We start from the raw sequence: 24,157 nt of genomic DNA on the forward strand, positions 1-24,157 counted from the left end.
TCAATTTAAGTGCAAAAGGTCGGGTTCTCGCTCAATTATCCTTCAAATACTGAACCGCTTCTTCAGTGGAAAGAAAGACTTTTCCCGGCGCTAGCCACCGCTCAATACCGTAGCGTTCCAGCCGGTCCATAACTGGGCCTTTGACTTCAGCCAAGTGAAGGCTGATTCCCGCTCGGTGCAGGCTATCCGCCAGCTGATCCAGCGCTTCCACGGCGCTGTAGTCAATGCTGTTCATTGCGCTACAAATGATCACCAAGTGTTTCAGCTGTGGATGCTCCGCGACTTGTTCCGCCACCAAGTCATCCACATAATTGATATTAGCAAAGAACAGGCTTCGGTCGACGCGCAATAGCACCAGGCCGGGCCACGTCTCCACATGATGGCGTTTGACGTTGCGAAAGTGCTCCGTCCCGGGAATCCGTCCCACAATGGCGGTATGAGGCCGGCTGCTTCGCCATAAAAACACACCGATGCCCGCGGCAATGCCCAAGAGCAAACCGATTTCGATATCAAACAACAGAACACCGGCGAACGTCACCAGGAGTGTCAGGGCATCCGCTTTATCGTAACGCCAGGCGTTGACGAGACCCCGCCAGTCAAGCAGGGATGAGACCGCCACCACGATAATCGCCGCCAAGGCGGCCTTCGGCAAGTGGTAAAACAGTGGAGTAAAAAAGAGCGCCACCAGCCCCACCAGAACCGCCGTTACAATCGCCGCCAACTGGGTTCTGGCACCGGCGGAGAAATTGACGGTGGACCGGCTAAACCCGCCCGCTACCGGCATGCCGCCAGTGACCGCCGCGGCGATGTTGGATGCCCCCAGAGCGATAAGCTCCTGGTTGTTATTGAGTTTTTGTCGACGACGAAAAGCCAGTACTTTGGCCACCGAAATGCTCTCGACATAGCCGATCAGGCTGATCATGAGGGCGGAGGGGAGCAACTCCAGAACTCGGTCGAATCGCAAAAAGTCCAGGCTGGGAGAGGGAAGCCCTTTTGGAAGCGTCCCTACGACCGCCACGCCCTTCTGGTCTAGCTGGAAGACTCCCACACAGAGTGTGAGCACGGCGATCACTGCCAGTGGCCCCGCTCGGGAGGCAATATGCGCCCCGTTTTCGCTCACGCCCATTCGAACCAACAGTGTGACAAGGGGCGCGCGCGCTAGCAGTATCAGAGCGACACCGGCGCCACCCAGGGCGGCCGTCAGAGGGTCGAAATTGGGGAGGTGATTGACTAGGGAGAGCGTCATTTCCACGCCCGACTCGGAAGAGGGCGCGGAAATGGCCAACAAATTACTCAGCTGGCTCAGGATAATCAAAATAGCGGCGCCGCTGGTAAACCCTGACAGCGTCGGGTGACTGAGGAAGTTCACCAACACGTCCAGCCGCAACAGCGCCATGACCAGCAGCACCACGCCGCTCATGGCGGCCAACAGGAGGGCATCGGCCAGATAAGCGCCCGCGCTTGAGGAGGCCAACGCATTGGCGACCAGCAGCGCTGCCACCGACACCGGCCCCACGGACAAAGTGCGGCTGGTGCCCAACAGCGCGTACACCACAGGCGGTACGACACTGGCATAGAGACCCACCTGCGGCGGCAGCCCGGCCAGCGTGGCATAAGCCATGCCCTGAGGCACCAGTAACACCGCCGTAATAAAGCCCGCCAGTAAGTCCGCCGGCAGCGCCCGGCAGTCGTACTGCATCAACCAGTCCACCGCGGGGACGAAGCGTTTCAGTGTGTTTGCTCCCATAAAACTCGCCAGTAGCACCGGACTAAACGAATAGTAGCGTATATAGCAAAATGGCTCTCTTTTGACACAAAGGCAAGCCATACAGCATTTCGGTGGGTTAGACTCTACTTTAAACGCTCGATTTGGACCAATTTACAGAGGTACAGTATGACCGATAATCCCAAAGTGGCGCTGGTGACCGGCGCGGCTCAGGGAATTGGTAAAGGCATTGCCCATTCCCTGCTGGAGCGAAACTGGCGGGTGGTGCTTTTCGATATCGACGATGCCGCCGGACAGCAATGTTTGAAGCAGTTACCAGAGAGTAGGGCAGCGACATTTATCGCAGGGGATGTGGCCAATGAAGCCGATGTCCGTCGTTGTCTCGAACGAACACTGGAGTGGGGCGGGCGACTGGACGCGCTGATCAACAACGCCGGATTGGCCGACCCGCACTCAAGCCCCTTGGAGGAACTGGCGCTTGCCGACTGGCAGCGCCGGCTCGACGTTAACCTGACCGGACCGTTTCTAATGGCAAAACACGCTGTTAAAGCGTTGCGGGCCACCAAGGGTGCCATCGTCAATATTGCCTCAACCCGCGCCTGGCAATCAGAACCCCAGTGCGAATCCTACGCCGCCAGCAAGGGCGGCATAGTGGCGCTAACGCACGCCTTGGCAATCAGCCTCGGGCCTGAGGTAAGAATCAATAGCATCAGCCCCGGCTGGATCGACGTGCGAGCTCAGCAGGCCGATGCGCCGGATAGTCTGGAACCCCTGCCGTCCAACGCCCACGCGCAACACCCGGCGGGCCGGGTGGGCAAGGCAGAAGATATCGGTTCACTGGCTGCCTACCTAGCGTCGTCGGAAGCGGAGTTCATCACGGGACAGGATTTCATTGTGGACGGCGGTATGACCCGGAAGATGATATATGAGTGAGACCTCGCTTTGCCCCTGTGGCAGTCAAGAAATGTATGAACGCTGCTGCGGCCGTTACCATGCCGGGCAGCCGGCGCCCACTCCGGAAGCACTGATGCGCTCGCGGTTCACCGCCTTTGTGCAGAATCGGGCCGATTACCTGCAAGCCACCTGGCATCCGTCAACGCGGCCCGAGCACTTGGATCTGGCCAATAGCCCGGACTGGGTGGGGCTGTCGGTGCTGGCGAACGACGCCAGCGGCGATCAAGGTCATGTTCACTTCAAAGCGTATTACCGAGCGGGCGGGCAATGGCGTTTTCTGGAGGAGCGCTCAGAGTTCGCTCAAGAGTCAGGGCGTTGGTTTTATGTCAGCGGCAGGACCCAGGACGAAAGTTTCAAACCGGGGCGCAATGATAGCTGCCTGTGTGGCAGTGGGCGCAAGTTCAAACGGTGCTGCGGGCAATGAGTAGAGGAGAAAGCGATCGCACCGCCCCTCGGCTCTGCCATTAGGGGTAGGTTAGTCCCCAACTGAGTTACCCCTATTGGGGTGCGACAATTTGTCACTTTTTCCCTCCTGGTTCGATTTATACAATGAAGGCTGTCTTTCCTACTGGGAAACGTTACATGTCTTCAACTCACCGTTTATCTTCTCTTACATTGGCTATTATCGGACTGCTTCCAACTTCCGCTTTGGCAGGCCCCGGGGCTCTAGAGGAAGTAGAGGTTATTGGCCAAAGGACTACCAACGCCCACGAAACTAGCAATACACAGTCACGACTGCAGCAGGAAGGTGTCACGTTTTCCGCCGCTGGTGGTGTTTCCGCGCTGCCCATGCTCAATGGTTTTGGGGCCGACCGAGTCAAAGTCTTGGTGGACGGGGCCGGATCGGGCGTCGCCTGCGCCAACCAGATGAATCCCCCGCTATCCTATGTATCGGGCAACCAAATCGCCACGCTCTCGGTAATGGCGGGCATTACGCCCGTGAGCATCGCTGGAGACAATATCGGGGGCGTGATCAGTGTTAACGCCATTGATCCGCGTTATACCGACAGCGAATCACTAGCCTGGCAATCGGGCTATGTGGCCACCGAGTACCGTAGCGTCAATGACGCCCGGCAGCTCTCGGCGGGTGCCCGTGCCGCCAGCAACAGCCTCAGTTTGGCCTACAGCGGCGCCTTTGTGGATGCCGAGAGTTATGATGACGGCAAGGGCAATCCCGTGCTGGATACTTTATACCGCACCCAGAACCATAGCCTCGTGGTTGCCGCACGGGACGAACACCAGCAGCTGGCGGTGAAGCTTTCTCACCAGTACATTCCTTTTCAAGGCTTTCCCAATCAATACATGGACATGACGAGCAACCGTAGCACCGGGGCAACGCTCCAGTATCGGCGTGACCTGGAGGCGGGTGGAGCGTTTGAAGGTCAGCTCAATGGTCGGCGAGTAACCCACGAAATGGGATTTTTCACCGAGGAAAAGCCGGGAACCATGCTCATGAATACCGACGCCGACGAAGTGAGCTATAAACTGCAATGGCAATTACCGCTGGCCGACCAGCACACGTTAATAGCGGGCCACGAATATCACAATGATCGGTTGAATGACTGGTGGCCAGCGGTGGAGGGCTCCATGATGATGGGCCCGAACGACTACCGTAATATTATCAACGGCCAGCGCAAACGCCTTGCGGCCTACGCCGAGCTTAGAAGCCAAGTAAGTCAATACTGGACATTTCTGGGCGGTGTACGGGTGGAAGACGTCACTACCAACGCCGGCGAAGTGCAGGCCTACAACAGTAGGCCAATGATGGGAGTGCCCAATGCCGACCACGGTGCCGCCCAGGCTTTCAACGCCGAAGCCCGGAAGCGCAGCGATACCAACGTTGACGTCATGCTTCTGGCCCGTTACCACTGGAACGAGCTTCAGCAGCTGGAGCTCGGGTACGCGCGGAAAAACCGCAGCCCCAATTTGTATGAGCGGTATTCCTGGGGCCGAAGCACCATGGCCGCGACGATGGTCGGCTGGTTCGGCGATGGCAATGGCTACGTTGGTCAAATTGACCTTCAGCCAGAAACCGCTCAGACATTGAGTGCCACTTACGCGCTTGGCACCGACAAAACGCCTAGCCAAGTCTCCATTACCCCTTATTACACTCAGGTACAGGACTACATCGATGCAGAGGTTATTGATACTTTTAACCGCACCGACGACCCTCACGGCCAACGTAACCTTCTTCAATTCACGAACCTAAATGCCACGCTCTACGGACTGGATATCGACGTCCGGCTGCAGCTGGAGGAGTACGAATACGGCGCCTTAGACCTGGAAGCCTCCTTGGATTACCGCCATGGGGAGCGTGACGCTAGCGATGAGCCTCTGTACCAACTTCAGCCGCTGCGTGGCGTGCTGGCGCTGGAACATACCTTGGGAGACTGGCAAAACCGGCTGGAAATCGAGTGGGTAGGGGAGAAGGACCGGAAAGACCCGCGCCGACTGGAGAACGCTACCGACCACTACACGCTGGTGAATGTGAGTAGTCGTTACCCGTGGAAGGCCTTAACCCTTTCCTTGGGCATCGACAACCTTCTGGACGAATATTACGAGCCGCCATTGGGGGGCGTGAATATTGCAGCCTTTAAATCCAGCCAAAGCAATGGCTTTGCGCCTGTTGCCGGACCTGGCCGGTCTTTAAGTGTGGGGGCCCGCTACGAGTTTTAGCCAGGGCCGTGCAAACACGTAAAGCCAACCACTGAGCCCAAGCAAACCCAGTGTGATGAAAAACGCTCGGGTTTCGCCGTAGGGAAAAGAGAGGCACAAACCGCTTAACAGCAGCGCCACCCAGGCGCCAATAGCCCACAATGCCGGTGCAGAAGACGCCTCCCGATAGCGTCGCCATAAAACCACACAGGCAAGATTGAGAACCACGGCCAAACCTACCCAAAGTACCGTCATACCGTATCCCCCGCAGGCTCGTATGGCCTCGTGGTAGCCTCTACCGTTGAGCGAGAACGCGGTTGCGGGCGAGCGCTGGGCAGCCGACGAGCCAGCCAAGCGCATAACCCACCAAAGAACAACAATGTCATATCGACGCCGGCGGTAATCCATTTACCTTGCATCATCGCCAGTGGCAGGGCGTCGCCAGTCACCACGGCATTAAGGAGCGGGACACCCACTGACAAAAGCGCACAAGCGGCAAATAGCTCTTTGATGGTTCGGTAACTGTTTGACCTAATCAGTGCCCAGGCAATGACCAGAAGCCAACTACCAAAAAAGAAAACACTGAACCAATAGAACTGTTTTTGTGGAGGAACGTTTACCAGCAGTTGCCCGTAGAACAGAGCCAGACTTGCCACCACAACGCCCATGCAGCTTCCCACCGTGAAGCGGCTGATTCGGTGGTAGGCGTTCACGGAGAGGCGGCCTTCCGGGCCATACGCGCGCCGTTCCACCCAGATCATCATGCCGGTCACGGCGAGCATGGCGGTGCCCACACCCAGCACACTCCATACGATTTTCACCAACAGGCCGCCGAAATTGCCAAAATGCAGTGGGTACATGGCATCCAGCACGACTCCCGTCGCGCTCTCCTGTCGGCCAAAGGCGGTATAGTCACGCAATAGCTCGCCACTGGCGGCATTGAATTCGAAAGTGCGGCTCGCCGAGAGCTGATCGCCGCCCAAAGTGGTGACGGCCATCACCTCGCCCTGGTCTCCCCAACCGTGGATGTCGGTCTCGATCAGCACAAGTTCGGGATTGTTTTCGGAAAAGTCGGTTAGAATACGGGCGGGCCGACTTTTCGCCGCTGTCCCGGTCAGCGTGGGCTCCACTTCCGGTACAAACGTCTCCACCAGTTTTTCCTGGTCCCCGGAAAAGCTCACGAAAGCTGCCGCAGGCACCAGAAGCACCAACACCAACCCCAAAAACGCGCCCGTAAACCCAATGACGGCGTGGAACAACAGTCCCCATACGCCTAATACTTTGTGCGTATCCGTAAACAACAGGCGGAGGCTGCGTGTCGGCCGAAACGAGAACAGCTCCTTGAAAAATTTCCGATGAATAATGACGCCGGTCACGGCGGAGCAAAACAGTGTTAAACCCAACACCCCCGTCAGCACCAATCCCCATGGCGAGCCCAAATGTAAATCGCCGTGAAAGGTGACCATAAAGTCCGCCATATCCGTCGGCCATTGTTGGAACCACTCGGATAACGACCCCTCAAAGCGGCCCTGCTGCGCCAACGTTTTAGGGTGGTGCTCAAACGCAACGACTCGATGCTCTTGCCGGCCAGAGGGCAACTCCACTTCTTTTTCAAAGATGATTTGAAGGGTGGGGGAGCGGGCACCGGCAAAAGTGACCCGAACGTGGTGCAGATACTCTGAATCGACGCTCTGGGCATGTTGGCGAACCAAGTCTTCAATAGCGGCGAAATCGGGGCTGTTTAGACCGCGCACTTCCGGGTTGGACCAGACGTTAAGCTCGGGCCGCCCGAACACGGAAAACGCCCCGGTGTAGGCGACAATAAACAGCAGAATCCCGGTAACGACACCCAACCAGCTGTGGACGATATAGAACTTTTTGGTGGTATCCCTGCGCATGTTGTTATCCCATCAAGTGCTGGTAGATCAAGCCCGCATGAATAAGGCACAGCAGCCCCAGCCCCAACCAGACTCTCCAAATCGAGCGGGCCATGGCGGAGAACAGGAACAGAAGCGTCCAAGTGACCGGGAACAGCAGAATCGGCACACCAATCCGGTCGATATCATTGAAGGGCAGGTAAGTGGCGGCGCCGGCGGTAATTAAGGTGGCCGCCAGCAGAGCGCCCGCGACGCAGGCCACGAGGCGGCTTTTGGGCGCGCTGAACAAGACGGTTGTCCGGGCCATGAGTGGGGCTCCTTTACTCAAACTTCGCACGGGACAGTATGTTTATCCGCAAGGGGCGTTGGCGAAACCACAGCCAGCTACGCACGCTGACATCCGATAGAACCAAAACAGTGAGCATCATCAAAAAAGTCTGCAGCCAGTTGAGTTGCTGAAGCCCGAAGGGCAGCAGCCCCCAGCCGATTAAGACCCATTGAGTCACGTAGATGGCGGTCACGTACTTTCCCCAGAAATACAGAGGATTCAACCAACGGCTGCCATGGGCTCTTTCCGTCACCCATTGACAGGCCCACAGAGTCACCAACACAAAGCCCATAACCACCAGCGTTACACCGGGGCCACTGCGAAGATTGTGGCCAACGTGGTACTCAGGACTGGTGCTAATCGCCAGCCCACCCACGACGAATAAAGCCAGTCCGAACCATAAGGTTTTTTGAAATAAGCGACGGTTATTCCCGGCTTCCCTGAGCCACTGGCCGAAAGCCATGCCGGCGAGCGGGTAGGCGAGCCAAGGAAAAAGCGGGAACATTGCCCCCTCAGAGTGGTCGCCTCCAAGCATCTTGAAGAACTCGTCAACGGGCGTAAAGCCACTTGAGAGCGTCCAGAAAAACGGGGAACAAAAAATCACAAGGAGCGAGGCCGCAAGCCAATACTCGGGCCGGGGGAGGAAGTGCTTGAGTAGAACACATAGGGCCAACGCGAGGCCCGCGAACTGCAATATGTCAAAGATCAGGAACTCGGTAAGCGGACTGTGCGCCCCAAGCTCTTCATGGCTTACCAGCCCCATCTGCAAGGAGGCCCACATGGGTATTGAGCCCCGTGCCAAATTGAGCAAGTAGCCCAGCAGGAACAAGCTCGCCGCTCGCTTGAGCCCCCGAGCCAAGCTTCGTTTGCTCGAATAGGTGACAAAAATACCCATGACAAACACGAATACAGAGGCGGCGGGCCACCCAATGGCAAATGCCAATACCACGCCAACCAGGCTTTCGTGCACCTCCGGCGCGCCGTAGAAGTCCAGCACATGGATGACGATCATAAAGACAACGGCCAACCCCCGTATGAGGTCAAAGGTCGCAATGCGAGGGAGGTTTGCAGGGAGCGCGGCGGCTTCCGTTACGCGAGATGTGTTCATATGCGCCATTATTGTAAATGATAATTGTTTTTATTATATATTAGGTTTTTGCTCTGCGCAATTGCAGGGGCCCGGTAGGACTTCTAGATTCGGTGCGACTTCTAAAGAATGTACCTAACGCTCACCGCTGTCCTCCGGACTCACCCGCGCATGATAGGAACTTCCCAAAGCCAGGGTTGCCCCATTGAAATACCGCACGGTTAAGGCCGCTCAAAACGGGCGCCTCGGTCGAACACCCCAAATTGATCAAGGGAGGTTTTCAATGAAAATGCAGCGTATCGAAACACCGGGGATCGCACATTACGCTTACCTCATCGCGGACGGCGCTCAGGCCGCTCTTTTTGATCCTGGTCGTTTCGTTGAGCCGTATTTTGAAGCGGCTCGAGACCTGGGCGTACGCATTACTCACATTGTTGAAACTCACCGTCAGGAAGATTTCGCCATGGGTTCGGCGTATCTGGCCCAACAGACCGGCGCAAAAATAGTCAATGGGAATTTCGATACCCTCGAATATGGTGATATGCGGCTAAATGCCGGCGACACCTTTGCCCTTGGCGAGCTCACGATTCAGGCGCTGCATACACCCGGCCATACGCCGGAAAGCATGAGCTACGTGGTATACCCGCCCGGCGACGAGGCTTGGTGTGTGCTCACGGGCGACGCGCTGTTCTATGGAACCACCGGCCGTACCGATCTTCCAGACGCGGACAAAGCCGTGGAAAACGCCGGCCTTTTGTACGATGTGGTGCAAGATAAATTCTCCAGCCTGCCCGATACCACTGTGGTGTTACCGGCGCACGGGCCCGGCTCAGTATGCGGCAGCGGCATGGCGGAAAAGCCGTTCTCCACCATAGGGGAGGAGAAACGCTATAACGAAGTATTCACCCTGAGCCGGGAGCAGTTTGCCCGCAAGAAGGGCGGCGAGCGCAATCCGCGGCCTCCTTTCTTTCGGATAATGGAACGGGTAAACAAGAAGGGCGGTTTGGCGCCCCTGGCTCGGGCCGAAGCCGTTCCGCTACTGAGCGCCGCAGAGTTTGCCGAGCGGAGCCGAGAGAAGCTGGTGTTCGATACTCGTGAACCCGAGGGTTTTGCCGGAGGCCACCTCGCTGGAAGCCACAGTATTTGGTTCGGAGGCCTCCCTGTGTTTGGAGGATGGGTCGGAGACGAGAACACATCAATTTATTTGGTCACGGACCGAAATGACGACGTTTCTGGCGCCGCGAAACACTTGGCCCGTATCGGCATTGATCACGTAGACGGGGCGTTAACCGGTGGCTTCAGTACCTGGCGTAGCTCCGGTCAACCCATTGAGGGCTCTGGAACCATCACCCCCGAAACCCTTAACGCCAACCGGGGCGAGTACCAGGTACTGGATGTGCGCGAGGCCGATGAGTTTGCGGGCGGACACATTCCCGGCGCGCTCCATATGTACGTAGGTTACCTTGCTGACCAGCTGAAAGAGCTGCCACTGGACAGGGACCGCCCCGTGGTGGTCACTTGCGGTGTGGGGCACCGCGCCGGGCTTGGCGTCAGTATTTTGCTCAGGGCCGGCTTTAAGGACGTGCGGAACTTATTGGGAGGCATGAAAGCCTGGAAAGCTCTGGAGCTACCGCAGGAGGATTGATTGTGGAATATGCCGCCACCGAATTTACCCCCTGGCTGGGCTTGGCGGGAGGCGCCTGCACCGGCGCCGCAAAACCCTCGTCACGGATTCATTCCATGTGCCAGGCAACAAGGCGGTCACCCTGAAGTTAACGGGCGGCTCCGCACTATTTGGCATTGGCTGGGGCTATCCGGCTTTTGTCCCGGGCCCGGAATCACGGCATTGCCGACACTGCTACCGGGCTCCATTCTATTCGTAGTGGGTCTTTTTGCCGGCTTCATCGTTTACTGCGTGGTGGAGACGATCTGATGGCCCTAAAGTCGATCCAACACCGCCTGGGTGAATGCGGTGGTACCGTGGCAGCCCACTCTCACCCCTTAACGAGGTAATGCCCGAATAAGCCAACTCGGGGCGTTGGACAAAGCGCTCACCACAGGTTTACAATAACAAAACAATTGAAAAGTTTGTAAACCTGGTGGCGATTATGGATTCCCAAGAACGATTGACCCAGTTCGGACAACGCCTGCTGCGCGCCCGGAAGGCTGCGGGATTGTCCATGAAAACCTTGGCGGGCCAGGTGGGCCTGTCTGCCAATGCCATCAAGAAGTACGAACACGGCGACAATATGCCCACGTCCACCAATCTGCTGAAATTGGCGCAGGCGCTGGAGGTCCGCACGGAGTACTTTTTTCGTCCAGTCAATGTCACGCTCGAGCGGGTTGAATACCGCAAGCGTTCCGGCACCTCTCAGGCCTTGCTGAATCAGGTCACGGGGGACGTTATGGACCAGGTAGAGCGCTGGGCCGAGCTGTTGACACTCTACCCGGACTCGATCAAACCTGTGCCTGTCTTTGCCTTGCCGAAGACACTTCCCTCCCAAGTCTCGGCGGACGCCGATATTGAGGCTCTGGCGGAACAAATGCGCAACGCCTGGGCTCTCGGAATGAACCCTATCCCTGACATGATCGATACCCTCGAAGCACGGGGAATACAGGTAATTACCACCGATGTACCCGCCAATAAAAAAGTGGACGGTCTGGCTGGTAAAGTGGGCGACATGCCCGTGGTAGTAATCTCTAGCAATTACCCCGGTGACCGACAGCGTTTCACCTTAGCGCACGAGCTGGGACACTTGGTGCTCCATGGGCGGCTGTCAGAGGGCCTTGACGAGGAAAAGGCCTGTAATCGCTTTGCCGGCGCCTTTCTATTGCCCGAAGCCGCTTTGCGGCAGCAAATAGGCACGCACCGAAACGCCATCGAGCCGCGCGAGCTGTACATGCTGAAGCACGAATTTGGTGTCAGCATGATGGCGATACTGGTACGGCTGCGCCAGTGCGGTGTAATTTCGGAGGCACTCTACAAACAGACCCTACTAGCCTTTAACGGAGCCGGTTGGCGCACCAAAGAGCCCGGAGATCCTTACCCCCAGGAACAGACTATTCTGTTTGAACAGTTGGTTTACCGAGCATTGAGCGAATGGTATATCGGTGAGTCAAAAGCGGCGGAGCTGCTGGGGCAGTCTCTCAGTCATTTTCATCGGGAGCGAAAATTGGGGGGCATGGATGCTTTTGCTCATAGGCCTGAGCCTCATCCCGCAGGCTACACGGCCTCGGCACAATCCGGTAGACTTTCGCGTCATTAATTATCGAGCCCCGCAAAGCAAGTGACTACGTGTTATCCAATACAAAGCTGAGAACTAATGTCTGAAGATCCCCTGAAAGCACTGTCCGATATGGCCAGCGATGCCCACGCGCGCATCCAGGCCACCCATGAACTCATCAATCCGGTGGTGGAAGTGCGCCGCAAAATGCGGGACGCCGGCATTCCAGCCGACGTGATGACGATTGACTGCCTGCGGACGCTTCGCCGTATTAACCTGATCTTGCACGATCAGCAGCCGGGCGTCTTGCTGTATCAGTTCATCACGATTGAAGACGAAGTGCGGGACGACTTTCAGAGCATGGCGTTTTCGCAGGTCAATACGCAGACGCTCTATGAATGGATGGAGACGTACTTTGCGTGAGGGCCAGATTTGCCCTGCGGCGGCCAAAAACCCTATAGCCGCTGTTATTGGAAAGCTTATAAGCCATGCTTAAGCTTCACCTCGGCAGCAACGTCACGCAACGTCAGGTCGCTTTCGCCACTCTTCTCCCCAGCTTCGACAGCCTGCCTGAGCGCTTGAGTCTGACTCTCGTGACGCTCCAGCAAGTGCATTGTCGAGTAGACAACCTCTTTGGTAGTACGAGCCATAGGGCCACCCCTGTGTTAATCGATAACACACTTAAGCTACATTGATCTTATGAAATACGCCACCGTGTGATGTATAGTAATCCCCTAGCAGATACCGGCGGCAGTGCCGCGCAACGTGTCTTCTCACGATCGCCGCCCACTGGCCGATAAATCCAAACAAATGGTTGAATATTAAAAAGATACCTAACAAATTGGCGACTTCAAGACGAACGGGCGTGGAGCGCTCATGAGTAAATACGATGTTGGCGGTAGCCAAATCGCTTTTCAACCGGGCTCCGACAGTCAGGTGCTCGCGAACAAGCTTGGGATCACCGATCCAAAGGATATGGATGACGCTGAGTTGGAGCTCTTGGGAAAGCTATATGAGCGTGTTTTAAACGAAGCGCTGCCCCAAAACGCCGTAACGACTCTGGACCCGCTGGTGGCTGAGCCCCATCTATGAATGGGCTGGGGTCGAGCGCTCGGTTAACATGGGAAAGGGCGGCTTTGAGTTCGCCGCTGCGGCGCAAATTCCGCGTCTGTTGTCTGAATTGAATGAGAAGGTGCTAGCCCGCTATACGCCTTGCGACCAAATGCACGATGATGACCTCATCGAAGCCATTGCGGTAGTGCATGTAGAGTTTATTTTGGTACACCCATTCCGAGAGGGAAACGGTCGGTTATCACGCCTGCTGGCCGATACTATGGCCGCTCAGGCTGGCTACGACCCGCTGGATTACGCACCTTGGGACGAGAACAGAAAAGAGTATTTTCGCGCCATTCATGCCGGCATGGATTGCAATTATGCGCCGATGATGGAGTGGGTCGAACGGGCATTTAACGCCGGCTGATCGTCGAATTCAGCCCCCCAAAGAGATATTGCGGTACTTTGTGCCGGTCCTGAGCTTAAGGGCCACAGCCTGGGGACGCTCACCCGTCTCAATCGCGGTCGAGCTGGCTACGCTCTTGATGATGGCGGCTTTGCTGACCTTCCGGCTGCTACGCTTGCGGCGGTTAATCTTCATTGGGCACCAAAGGGTTATGATCGTCGCTAAACTGCCCTAATTATACCATAACCCCGGCAAAATCGCCCCCGTGCAGGCCCAGTTCACCGAGGAGTGGTTCTGAGGCAGGGACGACGAAGCTTATTCGACAAGGGCTTTAAACGCTGGGCAGTCCCAAGAGTCCTCCATGTTCGCTTCCGCCGCCTGTTTGAACACTCGATACCGTTCGGACGGGTCCACCAAAAGAATGGCGTCATAAGCGTCGAGAACCTCTTTGGATTCAACTCGGTAGGGGAGATTGTCCCGAAGGTACACCGCCATTACTCCGGGCTTTTCATTCAGCGTTAGTGCCTCTTCAAACACCCCGCACAGGCGCTCAAAATCAGCGGCTAAATCATCAGCTGACACCGGGCTTCCAACCAGTACAAATAATACAAGCGCCACAAAAGGTTTGGTCATAACTGAATTCCTTGAAGGTCTTTTCATAAACCACATAGTACCCAGCGCAACCGTTTAGCGAAACACGGCAGGGGACTTATCCGCGCGCCCTGGTATATTCAAGCTGGTGCTGGGTGAGGAGTTTGCGGCGCTGGAAGCGGAGCAGGGCGGTCAGCTGATTGACGAGGCCTTTGAGATCGACCAGGTGGTGAACCGGGCCGTGGCCGAGAATTCGCTGAACCCCGCCGGCATTGAGCAGGACGTCCGCAAAACCCTGCTGCCGAGCCTGTTCAATTTGGTCGGGCTGGATAAGGCAAAGAAGATGCTGGATGAAGTGGTCCAGATCCTGCGCAACGGAGGAGCCAAATGACCACCTCCATTGCGGTCTCCCAGGGCGAGGCACTGACGGAGTACAGGGCCCGATACGGCGACCGGGTTCCGGTACCAACTGTATCACCTACCGGGCCACCAGAAGGCCAGCATCCGGGTGCACGTGCACCCCAACGGCCGGGTACAGGTAGACGCTCCGGAGTCCGCCGGGCGCAGCGTCACGCTCGGTGGGTATTGAAACACCTGGACGAGATTGAAGAACGCAACCGCTACGCCCGGCCGCCCCAGTGGATCAGCGGAGAGAGCATGCGCTATCTGGGCCGACGCTATGTGTTGAAAGTGACGAACATCCCGAACAACGGAAGACAAGCTGCAAGCTCATCCGTGGACAGCTTCGCGTGCAAGGTCGAAACCTGAGTCCTGACCGGACGCAAAAGGCGGTGAAGCGCTGCAATTTTACAGGGGGGCCCAATTTTCAAGGCGAAGCCCCGGAACGCGTGCAAACTCTTTTTCGTTGTTGCTTACCAGAATCAGCCCTCTGGATCGGGCATGACCTGCGATCATCTGGTCGTAGGGACCAATCGGGGTGCCTGCTTTTGCCAGCTGCGCTCGAATCTCGCCAGAGTGCGCCGCCGCTTCACTATCGTAGTCGAGCACGTCAAGGCGGGCGGCAAAGCCTTCGACGTCTCTCAGATTTCTGTCAGGCGAGGCCGATTTCTCGGCGCCGTAGATCAGCTCCATCAGCGTGACCGTAGAAATACACATTTGCCCGTAGTGAGCCAAAAACGCTTGCTTTACGGCATCAGGGCGGTTTTTTATCGTGTAAATGACAATGTTGGTGTCCAACATGTACTTCAGCATCAGAACGACTCCCGCTCCTGGTCTTTAGGCTGATCCCGGTCGGCCATGAAATCGTCGCTGACGCCTTCATCTGCAAACCAGCTATCCCAGAGCTCGCCAGCAGGGGCAATGATTCGAGTACGGCCCACAACCGCAATGTCTACCTGCTTTACAGAATCAGGCAGGGCCACGGGCTTCGGAAGTCTGAGTGCCTGGCTTTTGTTACTCTTGAATATTGTTGATCGCTCCATAGCTTTCACCTCAAGTTCGTTGAGCGCTTAAAGCTATGGTAGGGAGTGCGATGGGGATATGTCAATGGGATATACAAACAGCCCAAAACCATATTTAACATAATATACATTATGCGAAGTGAGGTAGGTGTTGGTGGGGCAGCTAAATAGGCCTGGGCCCTGCGGCTACTCTCTATTGGCTTGCGCTGGGCGGACCCGCTCAAGCGCTCTGTCCGCGGCGATCTTGCCAGCGTCGTTAAGAAGCCGGAGCGTTACCCGCTCCAGCTTGCCCGACTCGCTTACTCAGATAAGGACTGGCTGGAGCCGCCACTCACCATTTGATGGGCATACCCTCCCATGCAAATAGCTGTAGCGAAGTCAGCCCCAGCACAAGAAAAAAGAACAGTTTCATGAAAGCTAGTCTTGATAGTTGCCATCGACATTTCCTCCTGGTGTTCAACGGGTGTTCACGCGCTTTGTTTTAAAAGCGGCACGTCCTTGTGCGAACAAAGGAGAGTGAATCAATTAATCGGCGCTAATCAGGCCGAGTTCGTAGGGTAATAGGTCGTAGTCTACGTTCGCATTGGGATCACGGCCCTGATACAAGAACTGCATGTTGCAGGCGTCGATTTCCATTCTCTGGTCGTGACCGGCTCGAAGCATCTCCCCGTGGCTGATGTCGTTTGTCCACTGCCCGCCCGGGAAAGAAACGTTGCTCAAGCCCGCGAAGGGGGCTGACTCCGACGTTTTGTACTCCGTCCAAGGGCCGTCCAGGCTGGTGGAGGTCCAGGCTCTAAAGAAGCGCGGGCCTGACTGCCAGCCTTCCACCAAAAGCAGGTACTGGTCAGTGCCCTGCACTTTGTACACATTGGCGGCTTCAAACAGCACGTTCCGAGGGCCGGACATCACGGTGGTGTAGCCACTGAAGTTGGGAAAGTTGGCAATGGTGGTTTTACTCATATACAAGTCACCATCGTCACGGGAGAAAAACAGATAGCAATGGGTGTCATCGCAAATCACCCAAAAGTCCAGTGATCCGCTCGGCTCCCCCGCCAATAAGGGTTGTAGTGAACTCCAACCATCCGGGTTATTGATGTCCGGATTGGTGGCATAGCGACCGCCCCACTGAGTAATGATGTACCACCGGTCGTGGGGCTCGAAATAGAACACCTGCGGGGCGACAGTGGAGCTTCCGCCGGGCGCAAAGCTAAGCTGGTTGGCAGAGCCCGCCTGATTGAAGTCCTCAAAGTTCATGTAGATGGATTTGTAGCCAGAGTTATAAACCGTCGCGAACAGATGGTGCCTGCCCTCGTACGGGACGATGGTCGGGTCCTTCACCGAGGCGTTGCCATTTTTCGGGGTGATGAGCGGCTGACTGGACGTCCAGCTCAAGGTACTGGGCAGCTCACACCCCGTATCGCCGCTTGAGCTGCTACTCGAGGAGCTACTTGAGGAACCGGTCACATCACCAAAGCTGATGTGACCGTTGCAGTGCATCCACTCGCTGTTGGAGCCTCCCCCGCAGGCATCGTTCGCCCACAAGCCCGTGTTCACGTTCTGGTTTTCCGCCTCACGGGCCTGACCGTTAACCTGGATGTAGTCGACTTGAACGTCACGGTCGGTGGCATCGTTGGTGAAAGCGACCCTGACCTCACCGGACCGATCGGTCGTGGCGGTGTAGTTTTGCATGCCGGTGGTCATCGTCCAGGTTTCGACCGTGGAGCCACCGACCTGCAAGCTGACCGATTCATCGCCGTTGGTACCGAGCGCACGAACAACAATGGTATTGGCACCCTCGCTGGGTGCAGAGCTGGAGCTGCTGCTTGAGGCGCTCAAAGAGCTACTCGATGAACTGCTACTGGCGGGCGTCCCGTCGCCGGAGCAAGTTGGCGCCTGAAATTCGCCGCTATAGGTGCCCTGCAAGCCGAAGGTGGTGCTCTGCCCCTCGGCCAGATTTCCGTTCCAACCGCAGCAGTTGGTAAACAAGGGTGTCGCGCTATCGCCGTCGCTTTCGGTGGCATTCCAACTGCTGACCACGTTCGTTGGCGTGTCGAAATTCAATGCAACCGTCCAGCCACTAATGGCACCCGGGCCATCATTGGTCACTGTCACGTCCAGCTGATAGCCATCGCCCCAGACGCTTGTCGAGGTGATGGAACAGCTATACGACGCAAACGCTTGGCTCGTTAGGAAAAGGCAGGCCAGCAGCCCGAGCTGGAGAGAGTGAACGATAAATTGCCTGACATGCATATTCTTAGTCCTCTACTATTTTAATTTATTGAAAAGGCAGATGTTTTTCTTGGTGCCACGAGAGGAAACAGGTTAGAAGGAGGAGGTGTAAAACAATAGAGTCTATGGACAGCTCTTATAAAACGAGGAGAAAGTTTTAATATTTGTGTTAAATTTTTTATTCTCGGAGGCGACTACAACACTTAGAATATGATTCATATCACAGTTTTCAGCCGGGATAATGTTGCAAAGCGCTGGTTTATGGTTTTGGCTTATGTTGATTTTGATGCTCGCCTCTTCCCTCCACTCCGTAGGCCTCTTGCCAGTGGCTGTTGGTGCAAGCTAACATCGGTCGGGTGGCTGAAGCTGATTTCCGACTCTATGGCAGTCTAAACGATTTTCTGCCGCCATACAGGCAGCAGCGAAGCTTCCCTTACGCCTTCAATCCCCCTCAATCAGTCAAACACCTGATCGAAGCCCTTGGGGTCCCTCACCCAGAGGTAGCTTTGATTTTAGTCTCAGGTAGCCCTGTGGATTTCCATTATCTGGTGGGCTCGGGGGACCGAGTAGCGGTGTATCCAAATGCCCAAGGCTTGGGGCTGGCCACTGTCTACCCGCTGCGGCCCGCTTCCCCGGTTAAGTTTATCCTCGACAACCATCTGGGCAGTTTGGCCCGATACATGCGCCTCGTGGGACTGGATACCCGTTATCCCACTGAACACCTGCCCGACGCTCGACTGGCGAAAATATCGGATGGGGACAATCGGGTTCTGCTTAGCCGTGACCGGCGGCTGCTGATGCGGCGAAACGTCACTCATGGCTACTGTCCACGCAGCACGGACGGCTGGCAACAGCTGCGTGAGGTCATTACCCAGTTTGAACTTCAGAGGGAGCTTGAGCCATGGCGCCGTTGCGCTCATTGCAACGGATTGCTTGAACCCGTAGCTAAGGAGGAGATAATCGATCAGCTGGAGCCAAAGACCAGGAAGCATTATTACGATTTTCGTCGCTGCCGCGGCTGTGGCCAAATTTATTGGAAAGGTTCTCATTTTGAGAAGCTCAGTCATTCCATAGAGGCGTTGTTCGAACGCTAAATAATCAGCATAGGACTTCAAACTACCTACAACGTGGTAGCGGAGATAATAGATGCACACATTTTGAATGTTCATTGTTGTCCTTTCTTGTATCTGGTGCTAGTGTCCTGAAAGATTTTGGTACTTCTTGCGCGGCATGGAGGATTTATGCAACAGAAAAAATTTTACGCGCCAATAAAATTCGTGAGCTACGCGGTATTAGCGCTAATGGGCTCAGCCATCGTCTACGCTTTTACCATTGCGATCTTGTATTGGACTGGCATTGGGGTATAAACCAGCGGAGAGGCGACTATGAATAATCGACAGGCCCGTTTGTTTGCGGTTGGCTCCACCGCCATTGCCGCTTTGGTCTTTTTGGTGCTGACGCTTGACAGCCACCGGCAATTTCCCGAATTGACTCATTCCGAGAATATTACGCCACAAGTCACGCACGGTAAGGACGTGTGGCACAAATATAATTGTATTAACTGCCATACACTCTTTGGAGAAGGCGCCTATTACGCGCCGGATTTGACGAAGATTACCGAACATCGGGGCGAGGCTTACTTGCAAGCCTATATGCGCGACCCGTCTCAATTTTACGACGAACAGACCCACCGTCGCTTGATGCCCAAGCAGGACTTGAGCGAGGAAGAGATTACCGACCTGATTGCCTTTCTGGACTGGGTCAGCAAGGTGGACAACCAGGGGTGGCCGCCTCGCCCCATCCGTGTGACCGGGGCTCCCGCGCAGGGCGCCCAGCCGTTTTCCTCTAAAGAGAGCGATGAGGGCCCGGCCGTTCAGAAGTCGGCGGGGACCACGCCGGTAACGGGCGAGGACGATTATCGCGCTCAGGGCGAAAGTGTCTTTGAGACGGCCACCCCGGCCTGTACCTCGTGTCATTCCACGGCGCCAGGCGCCGATATGGCAGGACCAAGCTTGGCGGGCGTCGTCTCGCGAGCGCGCGAAACCCTGCAGTCGGAAGACTATGAGGGCAATGCCGAGGACTTGGAAGGCTATCTTCGCGAGGCGATTGTCGCGCCCAGTGCTCATATTGTGTCAGGGGGTATGTATTCGTCGGGGGGCACCTCGTTTATGCCCTCCAACTATGAAGAAAGTCTTACCGAAGAAGAGATTGATCAATTGGTCGCCTATCTGGCAACGTTGAAATAATGGCCGCGGCCTGGAGGCACTCCAGGCATCGCGCAAAACCCCAGGGAGAACAACAATGCGGTACAGTTCCCAGTCGGTCGCGTATTGGTATTTTGCAGTGGCAATGGTGCTGTTCGGCCTGCAATTGGTATTTGGCCTGCTTTCAGCCACCAAATACCTAGGCCCGGACCCGTTGCTTTATATTTTGCCGTTTGATGTTACCAAGGTCATGCACACCAACTTGCTAATTGTATGGGTGTTGGCCGGCTTTATGGGGGCGAGCTACTGGATGATACCGGAGGAGTCCCGCAGTGAGCTGCATAGCATCAAACTTGCGTACATACAGCTGATTTTGTGGACGTTAATGGGCGTTACCGCCATTATCGGTTACTTTTTCCGGTACGGCACTGGCAACAAGTTGTTGGAGCAGCCATTGCCGCATAAGTTGGTAATCGTGCTCTGCATGGTGATATTCCTCTATAACATCGGCATGACGATCAAAAAATCCGGGCGGTTTACCACCACCGAGGGTGTGCTGGTTTTGGGGCTGGTAAGCTCCGCTGTCCTCTTCTTCCCGGCCCTGTTTCACTACGAGAACTATACCGTCTCCATTTTCTATCGCTGGTGGACCATTCACCTTTGGGTTGAAGGGGTCTGGATGATGATTATGGGGTCGTTTCTTGCTTATCTGCTGATCCGGCTTTCGGGAGCGGACCGGGAAGTCATGGAAAAATGGCTCTATGTGATTGTCGGTTTGGTATTTATTGCCGGCATTCTGGGGACCGCCCACCATTATTATTGGGTGGGGGTACCGCAATATTGGTTGCCGATTGGCGGCTTCTTTAGCGCTCTCGAGCCTCTGGCCCTGGCTGGCATGGCGGCTTACGCCTATGCCGCCATGCGCCGCTCGGGGCTGGCGCACCCGAACACGCTAGCGCTGCACTGGACCATCGGCAGTGCGGTATTTGCACTTTTCGGCGCGGGCCTGCTCGGGCTTGCGCATACCTGGCCCGCGGTAAATAAGTGGACTCACGGGACTTTAATCACCGCTATGCACGGGCACGCCGCGTTTTACGGCGCCTACGTCATGATCGTACTGGCCATGATTACCTACGCCCTGCCAAGCATGACTCACGGTCGCCGGGAGGAAGGCAGCGTCATGGGCTATTGGGCTTTCTGGCTGCAGATAGCCGGCATGTTCGGCATGACCTTGTCCTTTGCGACAGCGGGGCTTGGCCAAGTGTATCTGGAGCGCATTATGGGCATGGGGTACCTGGATGCTCAGCTCAAAATTCAGGTCCATTTCATCATGCTGATTGCCACTGCTTCCTTGTTCACCGTCGGGGTCGCACTGTTTATAATCGACTTTTTCCGTTATCCCCCACGGTTTGCGGTAGACCAAGCGTCTGACCGAGAAGGTGAAAGTGCCGGGGCGGCCAGTGGTCACTGATAGCGTCCACAAACTGACCGCCATCGAGCCGGAAAAGGAGCCGTATTACGCCCCCACCGGCAATGAAGTCACGCTGTTTGAGCAATGCCATGCCCAGCAGTTGGCCGTGATGCTCAAAGGCCCCACCGGCTGCGGTAAAACCCGTTTGGTGGAGCATATGGCGTGGCGGCTCAAACGCCCGCTGATTACCATCGCCTGCCACGACGACTTGGCGGCGAGCGATCTTGTGGGCCGTTTTCTCATTCGCCACAATGGCACCGAATGGCAAGACGGGCCGCTGACCCGCGCGGTTCGGGAAGGCGCCATCTGTTACCTCGACGAAGTGGTGGAAGCGCGTCAGGATACGGTGGTCGTGTTGCACGCATTGACGGACCACCGACGCATGCTGCCCATCGACAAAACTGGCGAGACGGTTAAGGCCGCGCCCGGCTTTCAGTTGGTGGTCTCCTACAACCCTGGCTATCAGCGGATGCTTAAGGACCTCAAGCCCAGTACCCGGCAGCGGTTTGTGGCACTGGACCTCAACTTCCCCACCCTGGAGCAGGAAACCGCCATTGTTGAGCGGGAAAGTGGCACCGACCGCGGCACCGCCCATGCTCTGGTTTCCCTTGCGCAGCGCATTCGCTCCTTGCGAGACCGAGGCTTGGCCGAAGTGCCCAGCACACGCTTGCTCATCGCCACGGCAACATTGGCGCGCAACGGCATCCCGATTCGCGAGGCGTGTTATGCCGGGTTGGTTTCGCCGTTATCCGACGACGAATCCCTGGTCGGAGCCATGGAAGACTTGGTCAACGCAACGTTTGTATAGCGACCCCTTTTGTATTAAGCACTGCTGTATGAGGAGGCGGTTGACCTAACCGCGTTTTACTAATGGCCGAAGCCGAAGAAGTCATTACCGATGCGGCGCGCCATGCCACCGTGTTTGCCCAGAACCTCTGGCGCCGCCACCGCACGCCACCGAATGTCGAGCCCACGGTCACATTGGACGATGTGGCGACCCGTCTTGATCTGTTCGTCACCGCCGTTTTTGGCGATAGCTATTCAATCCGGCGAGCACAACTTCCCGCGCGCGCCACACTTCTGTCCATTGTTTTCAAACGTCACCAGAAGCCGCGCCTACGCCGACAGATACCGGCCACCGATGGCACGTCGCTGTGGTTGCCTCCCGACTCTTTCCTTACCGATGTAACGCTGGCCACACAACTCTACCGCGTGATGGCGCTACAACAGGCGGTCCGCGCCCGCCGCGGCAGCGCCACGGCCATGGGCCAGGACCTTAAACCGTTGGTGGCGGACGTGTACCTCCTGCTGGAAGCCTACGCCACGGACGAATTGCTTGCCGCCCTACTTCCGGGCATGGTTCAGCCAATCAATACACTGCGTCGGCATGCCCTGGCCGCCCGGCCACCGCTGTCGCAATTTCCCAAACCACGACAGCCCTTGGAGATGTTCCTCCGCCGGTTGCTACAAAGCGAATGTGGTGCTCCCTGCAGCGGCGTACCTCTGACCGACGCTCCCGAACACTCCATGGCCCAGGCGCGGGAAATAATCCGGGACTTCGGCTTGGTGCCCAACGGTTTTACTGAACGCCACCTCGGGCCTTTCCCGCTGGTTAAGGACTGGTGGACCGGGGAGTTGCGCTGCCCTCCCCCGGTCAATGTAGCCCCGGTTCCGGTGAACGAACAGGCCGGCCCCGACGGCGAAGAGGACTCCACGCCCCCGCGCGGCGCTCATCTGGCTCGACGCCCCGAAGAGAGAGAAGCGGAAGACGGCGAAGACGAGGACGAGGAACATCACGGGCCTTGGATGGTTCAGATGGACGAACCACACCAGCACGCTGAAGACCCCATGGGCCTGCAGCGGCCCACCGACCGGGACGAAGAGACCAGCGCCGAAGAGTTTGGTGACTTGGTTTCGGAGCTACCCGAGGCTCGCCTGGTGTCCACCCCCGGCCGGCCAAAGGAAGTACTGTTATCCGACGACCCGCCCGATGCTCGCGCGCGACAGGAATTAAAAGCCGCGGTGACCGAAGGCCGGGGAATCAGTTACCCCGAGTGGGATTACCAAGCCCAAGTCTACCGCGAGCACGGCGCCACCGTACGCTTGCTATCCATCCCCAGGGGTTCCCAACAATGGGTGGATGAGACCATGGAGGAGCACGAATCCATGCTCCACAGTATACGCCGACGCTTTGAAATGCTGAGTGCCCGGCGCGTGTGGCAGCGCAAGCAGCTCGATGGCGACGAAATTGATCTGGATGCTTACATCGACAGCTACGCCGACTTTCAAGCCGGCAACGCCATGGCCGAAGCCCTGTACCAGACACGCCGCACGGCGGACCGCAATACCGCCATTACCCTATTGATCGACATTAGCGGCTCGACAGACAGTTGGGTATCCGCCAACCGGCGAATCATTGATGTAGAGCGCGAAGCGCTACTGCTGGTGTGTATTGCCCTGGAGGGGTTGGGGGAACCTTACTCGGTACAGGCCTTTTCCGGGGAAGGGCCACACTCGGTGACTGTGCGGCAGATTAAAGCCTTCGATGAAGCCTACAGCAATGACGTGGCGTTGCGAATCAGCTCCCTTGAGCCACAGCACTACACCCGCACCGGCGCCGCCATCCGTCACGCCAGTGTGGACCTGATGCGCCAACCGGCCGCCCATAGACTCCTGCTGCTGTTGTCCGACGGAAAGCCCAATGACAAGGACAATTATGAAGGACGGTATGGGGTGGAGGATATGCGCCAAGCGGTGACTGAAGCCAGCTTGCAGGGCATTTCCCCCTTTTGCTTGACCATTGACCGGCAAGCGGCCAATTACCTTCCGCGAATATTCGGCGCCCACCACTATGCCCTACTCCCCAAACCGGAATTGCTCCCTCAGGTGTTGCTGGACTGGATGAAGCGCTTGGTGGCGTCCTAGTGGGCC

Annotated in this window: 24 protein-coding genes; 15 read left to right on the top strand and 9 right to left on the bottom strand. The window is 56.6% G+C overall.

Features of this window, described 5'->3' with window-relative positions; translation table 11 throughout:
- Positions 1-31 precede the first annotated feature (31 nt).
- Entirely contained in the window at positions 32-1,747 is a 1,716-nt protein-coding gene (locus AAE514_RS15445; protein WP_347332452.1) for a SulP family inorganic anion transporter, read from the bottom strand.
- A 147-nt stretch (positions 1,748-1,894) separates the two neighbouring features.
- Here AAE514_RS15445 and AAE514_RS15450 point away from each other — a divergent pair, with 147 nt between their 5' ends.
- The 3 genes from AAE514_RS15450 (at position 1,895) to AAE514_RS15460 (ending at position 5,356) form a co-directional block, all read left to right on the top strand.
- The gene (locus AAE514_RS15450; protein WP_347332453.1) at positions 1,895-2,659 is read left to right on the top strand and encodes a glucose 1-dehydrogenase; all 765 of its coding nucleotides are present in this window, start codon (positions 1,895-1,897) and stop codon (positions 2,657-2,659) included.
- The gene (locus AAE514_RS15455; protein WP_347332454.1) at positions 2,652-3,104 is read left to right on the top strand and encodes a YchJ family protein; all 453 of its coding nucleotides are present in this window, start codon (positions 2,652-2,654) and stop codon (positions 3,102-3,104) included. Before AAE514_RS15450 ends, AAE514_RS15455 begins: the two co-directional genes overlap by 8 nt.
- A 158-nt stretch (positions 3,105-3,262) precedes the next feature.
- Positions 3,263-5,356: a TonB-dependent receptor plug domain-containing protein gene (locus AAE514_RS15460; protein ID WP_347332455.1), complete on the top strand. Its 2,094-nt coding sequence runs from the start codon at positions 3,263-3,265 to the stop codon at positions 5,354-5,356.
- 230 nt (positions 5,357-5,586) lie between these two features.
- Here AAE514_RS15460 and AAE514_RS15465 read toward each other — a convergent pair whose 3' ends face one another.
- The 3 genes from AAE514_RS15465 to AAE514_RS15475 are packed head-to-tail and all read right to left on the bottom strand — an operon-like array spanning position 5,587 to position 8,648.
- A complete protein-coding gene (locus AAE514_RS15465; RefSeq protein ID WP_347332456.1) occupies positions 5,587-7,233 on the bottom strand; it encodes a PepSY-associated TM helix domain-containing protein in 1,647 nt (548 codons plus the stop codon).
- 4 nt (positions 7,234-7,237) lie between these two features.
- Positions 7,238-7,519 carry a DUF3649 domain-containing protein gene (locus AAE514_RS15470; protein WP_347332457.1) on the bottom strand — a complete coding sequence of 94 codons (282 nt, stop codon included), beginning with the start codon at positions 7,517-7,519 and terminating at the stop codon, positions 7,238-7,240.
- A gap of 13 nt (positions 7,520-7,532) precedes the next feature.
- A complete protein-coding gene (locus AAE514_RS15475) occupies positions 7,533-8,648 on the bottom strand; it encodes a heparan-alpha-glucosaminide N-acetyltransferase domain-containing protein (RefSeq protein ID WP_347332458.1) in 1,116 nt (371 codons plus the stop codon).
- A gap of 262 nt (positions 8,649-8,910) precedes the next feature.
- Between AAE514_RS15475 and AAE514_RS15480 the strand changes: the two genes are divergently transcribed.
- From AAE514_RS15480 to AAE514_RS15490, 3 genes are all read left to right on the top strand, one after another.
- Positions 8,911-10,272 carry an MBL fold metallo-hydrolase gene (locus AAE514_RS15480; RefSeq protein ID WP_347332459.1) on the top strand — a complete coding sequence of 454 codons (1,362 nt, stop codon included), beginning with the start codon at positions 8,911-8,913 and terminating at the stop codon, positions 10,270-10,272.
- Between the two features lie 463 nt (positions 10,273-10,735).
- On the top strand, positions 10,736-11,893 hold the full coding sequence (locus AAE514_RS15485; protein ID WP_347332460.1) for a helix-turn-helix domain-containing protein: 1,158 nt from the start codon (positions 10,736-10,738) through the stop codon (positions 11,891-11,893).
- A gap of 57 nt (positions 11,894-11,950) precedes the next feature.
- Positions 11,951-12,274 carry a hypothetical protein gene (locus AAE514_RS15490; RefSeq protein ID WP_347332461.1) on the top strand — a complete coding sequence of 108 codons (324 nt, stop codon included), beginning with the start codon at positions 11,951-11,953 and terminating at the stop codon, positions 12,272-12,274.
- Positions 12,275-12,330: 56 nt separating this feature from the next.
- On the opposite strand, the gene AAE514_RS15495 is transcribed toward AAE514_RS15490, so the two are convergent.
- The gene (locus AAE514_RS15495) at positions 12,331-12,501 is read right to left on the bottom strand and encodes a type II toxin-antitoxin system ParD family antitoxin (protein WP_347332462.1); all 171 of its coding nucleotides are present in this window, start codon (positions 12,499-12,501) and stop codon (positions 12,331-12,333) included.
- A gap of 226 nt (positions 12,502-12,727) precedes the next feature.
- Here AAE514_RS15495 and AAE514_RS15500 point away from each other — a divergent pair, with 226 nt between their 5' ends.
- Positions 12,728-12,943 carry a hypothetical protein gene (locus AAE514_RS15500; RefSeq protein ID WP_347332463.1) on the top strand — a complete coding sequence of 72 codons (216 nt, stop codon included), beginning with the start codon at positions 12,728-12,730 and terminating at the stop codon, positions 12,941-12,943.
- A gap of 28 nt (positions 12,944-12,971) precedes the next feature.
- Complete coding sequence (locus AAE514_RS15505) at positions 12,972-13,331, top strand: Fic/DOC family protein (RefSeq protein WP_347332464.1); 360 nt, start codon at positions 12,972-12,974, stop codon at positions 13,329-13,331.
- Between the two features lie 294 nt (positions 13,332-13,625).
- Here AAE514_RS15505 and AAE514_RS15510 read toward each other — a convergent pair whose 3' ends face one another.
- The gene (locus AAE514_RS15510) at positions 13,626-13,943 is read right to left on the bottom strand and encodes a hypothetical protein (RefSeq protein ID WP_347332465.1); all 318 of its coding nucleotides are present in this window, start codon (positions 13,941-13,943) and stop codon (positions 13,626-13,628) included.
- A gap of 106 nt (positions 13,944-14,049) precedes the next feature.
- Between AAE514_RS15510 and AAE514_RS15515 the strand changes: the two genes are divergently transcribed.
- A complete protein-coding gene (locus tag AAE514_RS15515) occupies positions 14,050-14,292 on the top strand; it encodes a hypothetical protein (protein WP_347332466.1) in 243 nt (80 codons plus the stop codon).
- Positions 14,289-14,669: a YgjP-like metallopeptidase domain-containing protein gene (locus AAE514_RS15520; protein ID WP_347332467.1), complete on the top strand. Its 381-nt coding sequence runs from the start codon at positions 14,289-14,291 to the stop codon at positions 14,667-14,669. Before AAE514_RS15515 ends, AAE514_RS15520 begins: the two co-directional genes overlap by 4 nt.
- A 39-nt stretch (positions 14,670-14,708) precedes the next feature.
- On the opposite strand, the gene vapC is transcribed toward AAE514_RS15520, so the two are convergent.
- The 3 genes from vapC to AAE514_RS15535 form a co-directional block, all read right to left on the bottom strand.
- Entirely contained in the window at positions 14,709-15,113 is a 405-nt protein-coding gene (gene vapC, locus AAE514_RS15525) for a type II toxin-antitoxin system tRNA(fMet)-specific endonuclease VapC (RefSeq protein WP_347332468.1), read from the bottom strand.
- Positions 15,113-15,343: a type II toxin-antitoxin system VapB family antitoxin gene (vapB, locus tag AAE514_RS15530; protein WP_347332469.1), complete on the bottom strand. Its 231-nt coding sequence runs from the start codon at positions 15,341-15,343 to the stop codon at positions 15,113-15,115. Before vapB ends, vapC begins: the two co-directional genes overlap by 1 nt.
- A 504-nt stretch (positions 15,344-15,847) precedes the next feature.
- Positions 15,848-17,572 (bottom strand): non-reducing end alpha-L-arabinofuranosidase family hydrolase, encoded by a 1,725-nt coding sequence (locus AAE514_RS15535; RefSeq protein ID WP_347332470.1) that lies wholly within the window; start codon positions 17,570-17,572, stop codon positions 15,848-15,850.
- A 335-nt stretch (positions 17,573-17,907) separates the two neighbouring features.
- On the opposite strand from AAE514_RS15535, the gene AAE514_RS15540 reads away from it, so the two are divergent.
- From AAE514_RS15540 to AAE514_RS15560, 5 genes are all read left to right on the top strand, one after another.
- Entirely contained in the window at positions 17,908-18,645 is a 738-nt protein-coding gene (locus AAE514_RS15540; protein ID WP_347332478.1) for a Mut7-C RNAse domain-containing protein, read from the top strand.
- A 291-nt stretch (positions 18,646-18,936) separates the two neighbouring features.
- Complete coding sequence (locus tag AAE514_RS15545) at positions 18,937-19,797, top strand: c-type cytochrome (RefSeq protein WP_347332471.1); 861 nt, start codon at positions 18,937-18,939, stop codon at positions 19,795-19,797.
- Positions 19,798-19,852: 55 nt separating this feature from the next.
- Positions 19,853-21,226 carry a cbb3-type cytochrome c oxidase subunit I gene (locus tag AAE514_RS15550; protein WP_347332472.1) on the top strand — a complete coding sequence of 458 codons (1,374 nt, stop codon included), beginning with the start codon at positions 19,853-19,855 and terminating at the stop codon, positions 21,224-21,226.
- Positions 21,216-22,034, top strand: a complete 819-nt coding sequence (locus tag AAE514_RS15555; protein WP_347332473.1) for a CbbQ/NirQ/NorQ/GpvN family protein — start codon at positions 21,216-21,218, stop codon at positions 22,032-22,034. Before AAE514_RS15550 ends, AAE514_RS15555 begins: the two co-directional genes overlap by 11 nt.
- Positions 22,035-22,096: 62 nt before the next feature.
- A complete protein-coding gene (locus AAE514_RS15560; protein WP_347332474.1) occupies positions 22,097-24,151 on the top strand; it encodes a nitric oxide reductase activation protein NorD in 2,055 nt (684 codons plus the stop codon).
- Positions 24,152-24,157 lie beyond the last annotated feature (6 nt).

Origin of the sequence: Marinimicrobium locisalis, assembly GCF_039822625.1 — a bacterium.
Lineage (GTDB): Bacteria > Pseudomonadota > Gammaproteobacteria > Pseudomonadales > Cellvibrionaceae > Marinimicrobium > Marinimicrobium locisalis.

Excerpts from the sequence above, each read along its gene's own strand:
- AAE514_RS15445 (WP_347332452.1), bottom strand. The coding sequence starts at position 1,747 with ATGGGAGCAAACACACTGAAACGCTTCGTCCCCGCGGTGGACTGGTTG.
- AAE514_RS15450 (WP_347332453.1), top strand. The coding sequence starts at position 1,895 with ATGACCGATAATCCCAAAGTGGCGCTGGTGACCGGCGCGGCTCAGGGA.
- AAE514_RS15455 (WP_347332454.1), top strand. The coding sequence starts at position 2,652 with ATGAGTGAGACCTCGCTTTGCCCCTGTGGCAGTCAAGAAATGTATGAA.
- AAE514_RS15460 (WP_347332455.1), top strand. The coding sequence starts at position 3,263 with ATGTCTTCAACTCACCGTTTATCTTCTCTTACATTGGCTATTATCGGA.
- AAE514_RS15465 (WP_347332456.1), bottom strand. The coding sequence starts at position 7,233 with ATGCGCAGGGATACCACCAAAAAGTTCTATATCGTCCACAGCTGGTTG.
- AAE514_RS15470 (WP_347332457.1), bottom strand. The coding sequence starts at position 7,519 with ATGGCCCGGACAACCGTCTTGTTCAGCGCGCCCAAAAGCCGCCTCGTG.
- AAE514_RS15475 (WP_347332458.1), bottom strand. The coding sequence starts at position 8,648 with ATGAACACATCTCGCGTAACGGAAGCCGCCGCGCTCCCTGCAAACCTC.
- AAE514_RS15480 (WP_347332459.1), top strand. The coding sequence starts at position 8,911 with ATGAAAATGCAGCGTATCGAAACACCGGGGATCGCACATTACGCTTAC.
- AAE514_RS15485 (WP_347332460.1), top strand. The coding sequence starts at position 10,736 with ATGGATTCCCAAGAACGATTGACCCAGTTCGGACAACGCCTGCTGCGC.
- AAE514_RS15490 (WP_347332461.1), top strand. The coding sequence starts at position 11,951 with ATGTCTGAAGATCCCCTGAAAGCACTGTCCGATATGGCCAGCGATGCC.
- AAE514_RS15495 (WP_347332462.1), bottom strand. The coding sequence starts at position 12,501 with ATGGCTCGTACTACCAAAGAGGTTGTCTACTCGACAATGCACTTGCTG.
- AAE514_RS15500 (WP_347332463.1), top strand. The coding sequence starts at position 12,728 with ATGAGTAAATACGATGTTGGCGGTAGCCAAATCGCTTTTCAACCGGGC.
- AAE514_RS15505 (WP_347332464.1), top strand. The coding sequence starts at position 12,972 with ATGGGAAAGGGCGGCTTTGAGTTCGCCGCTGCGGCGCAAATTCCGCGT.
- AAE514_RS15510 (WP_347332465.1), bottom strand. The coding sequence starts at position 13,943 with ATGACCAAACCTTTTGTGGCGCTTGTATTATTTGTACTGGTTGGAAGC.
- AAE514_RS15520 (WP_347332467.1), top strand. The coding sequence starts at position 14,289 with ATGACCACCTCCATTGCGGTCTCCCAGGGCGAGGCACTGACGGAGTAC.
- vapC (WP_347332468.1), bottom strand. The coding sequence starts at position 15,113 with ATGCTGAAGTACATGTTGGACACCAACATTGTCATTTACACGATAAAA.
- vapB (WP_347332469.1), bottom strand. The coding sequence starts at position 15,343 with ATGGAGCGATCAACAATATTCAAGAGTAACAAAAGCCAGGCACTCAGA.
- AAE514_RS15535 (WP_347332470.1), bottom strand. The coding sequence starts at position 17,572 with ATGCATGTCAGGCAATTTATCGTTCACTCTCTCCAGCTCGGGCTGCTG.
- AAE514_RS15545 (WP_347332471.1), top strand. The coding sequence starts at position 18,937 with ATGAATAATCGACAGGCCCGTTTGTTTGCGGTTGGCTCCACCGCCATT.
- AAE514_RS15550 (WP_347332472.1), top strand. The coding sequence starts at position 19,853 with ATGCGGTACAGTTCCCAGTCGGTCGCGTATTGGTATTTTGCAGTGGCA.
- AAE514_RS15560 (WP_347332474.1), top strand. The coding sequence starts at position 22,097 with ATGGCCGAAGCCGAAGAAGTCATTACCGATGCGGCGCGCCATGCCACC.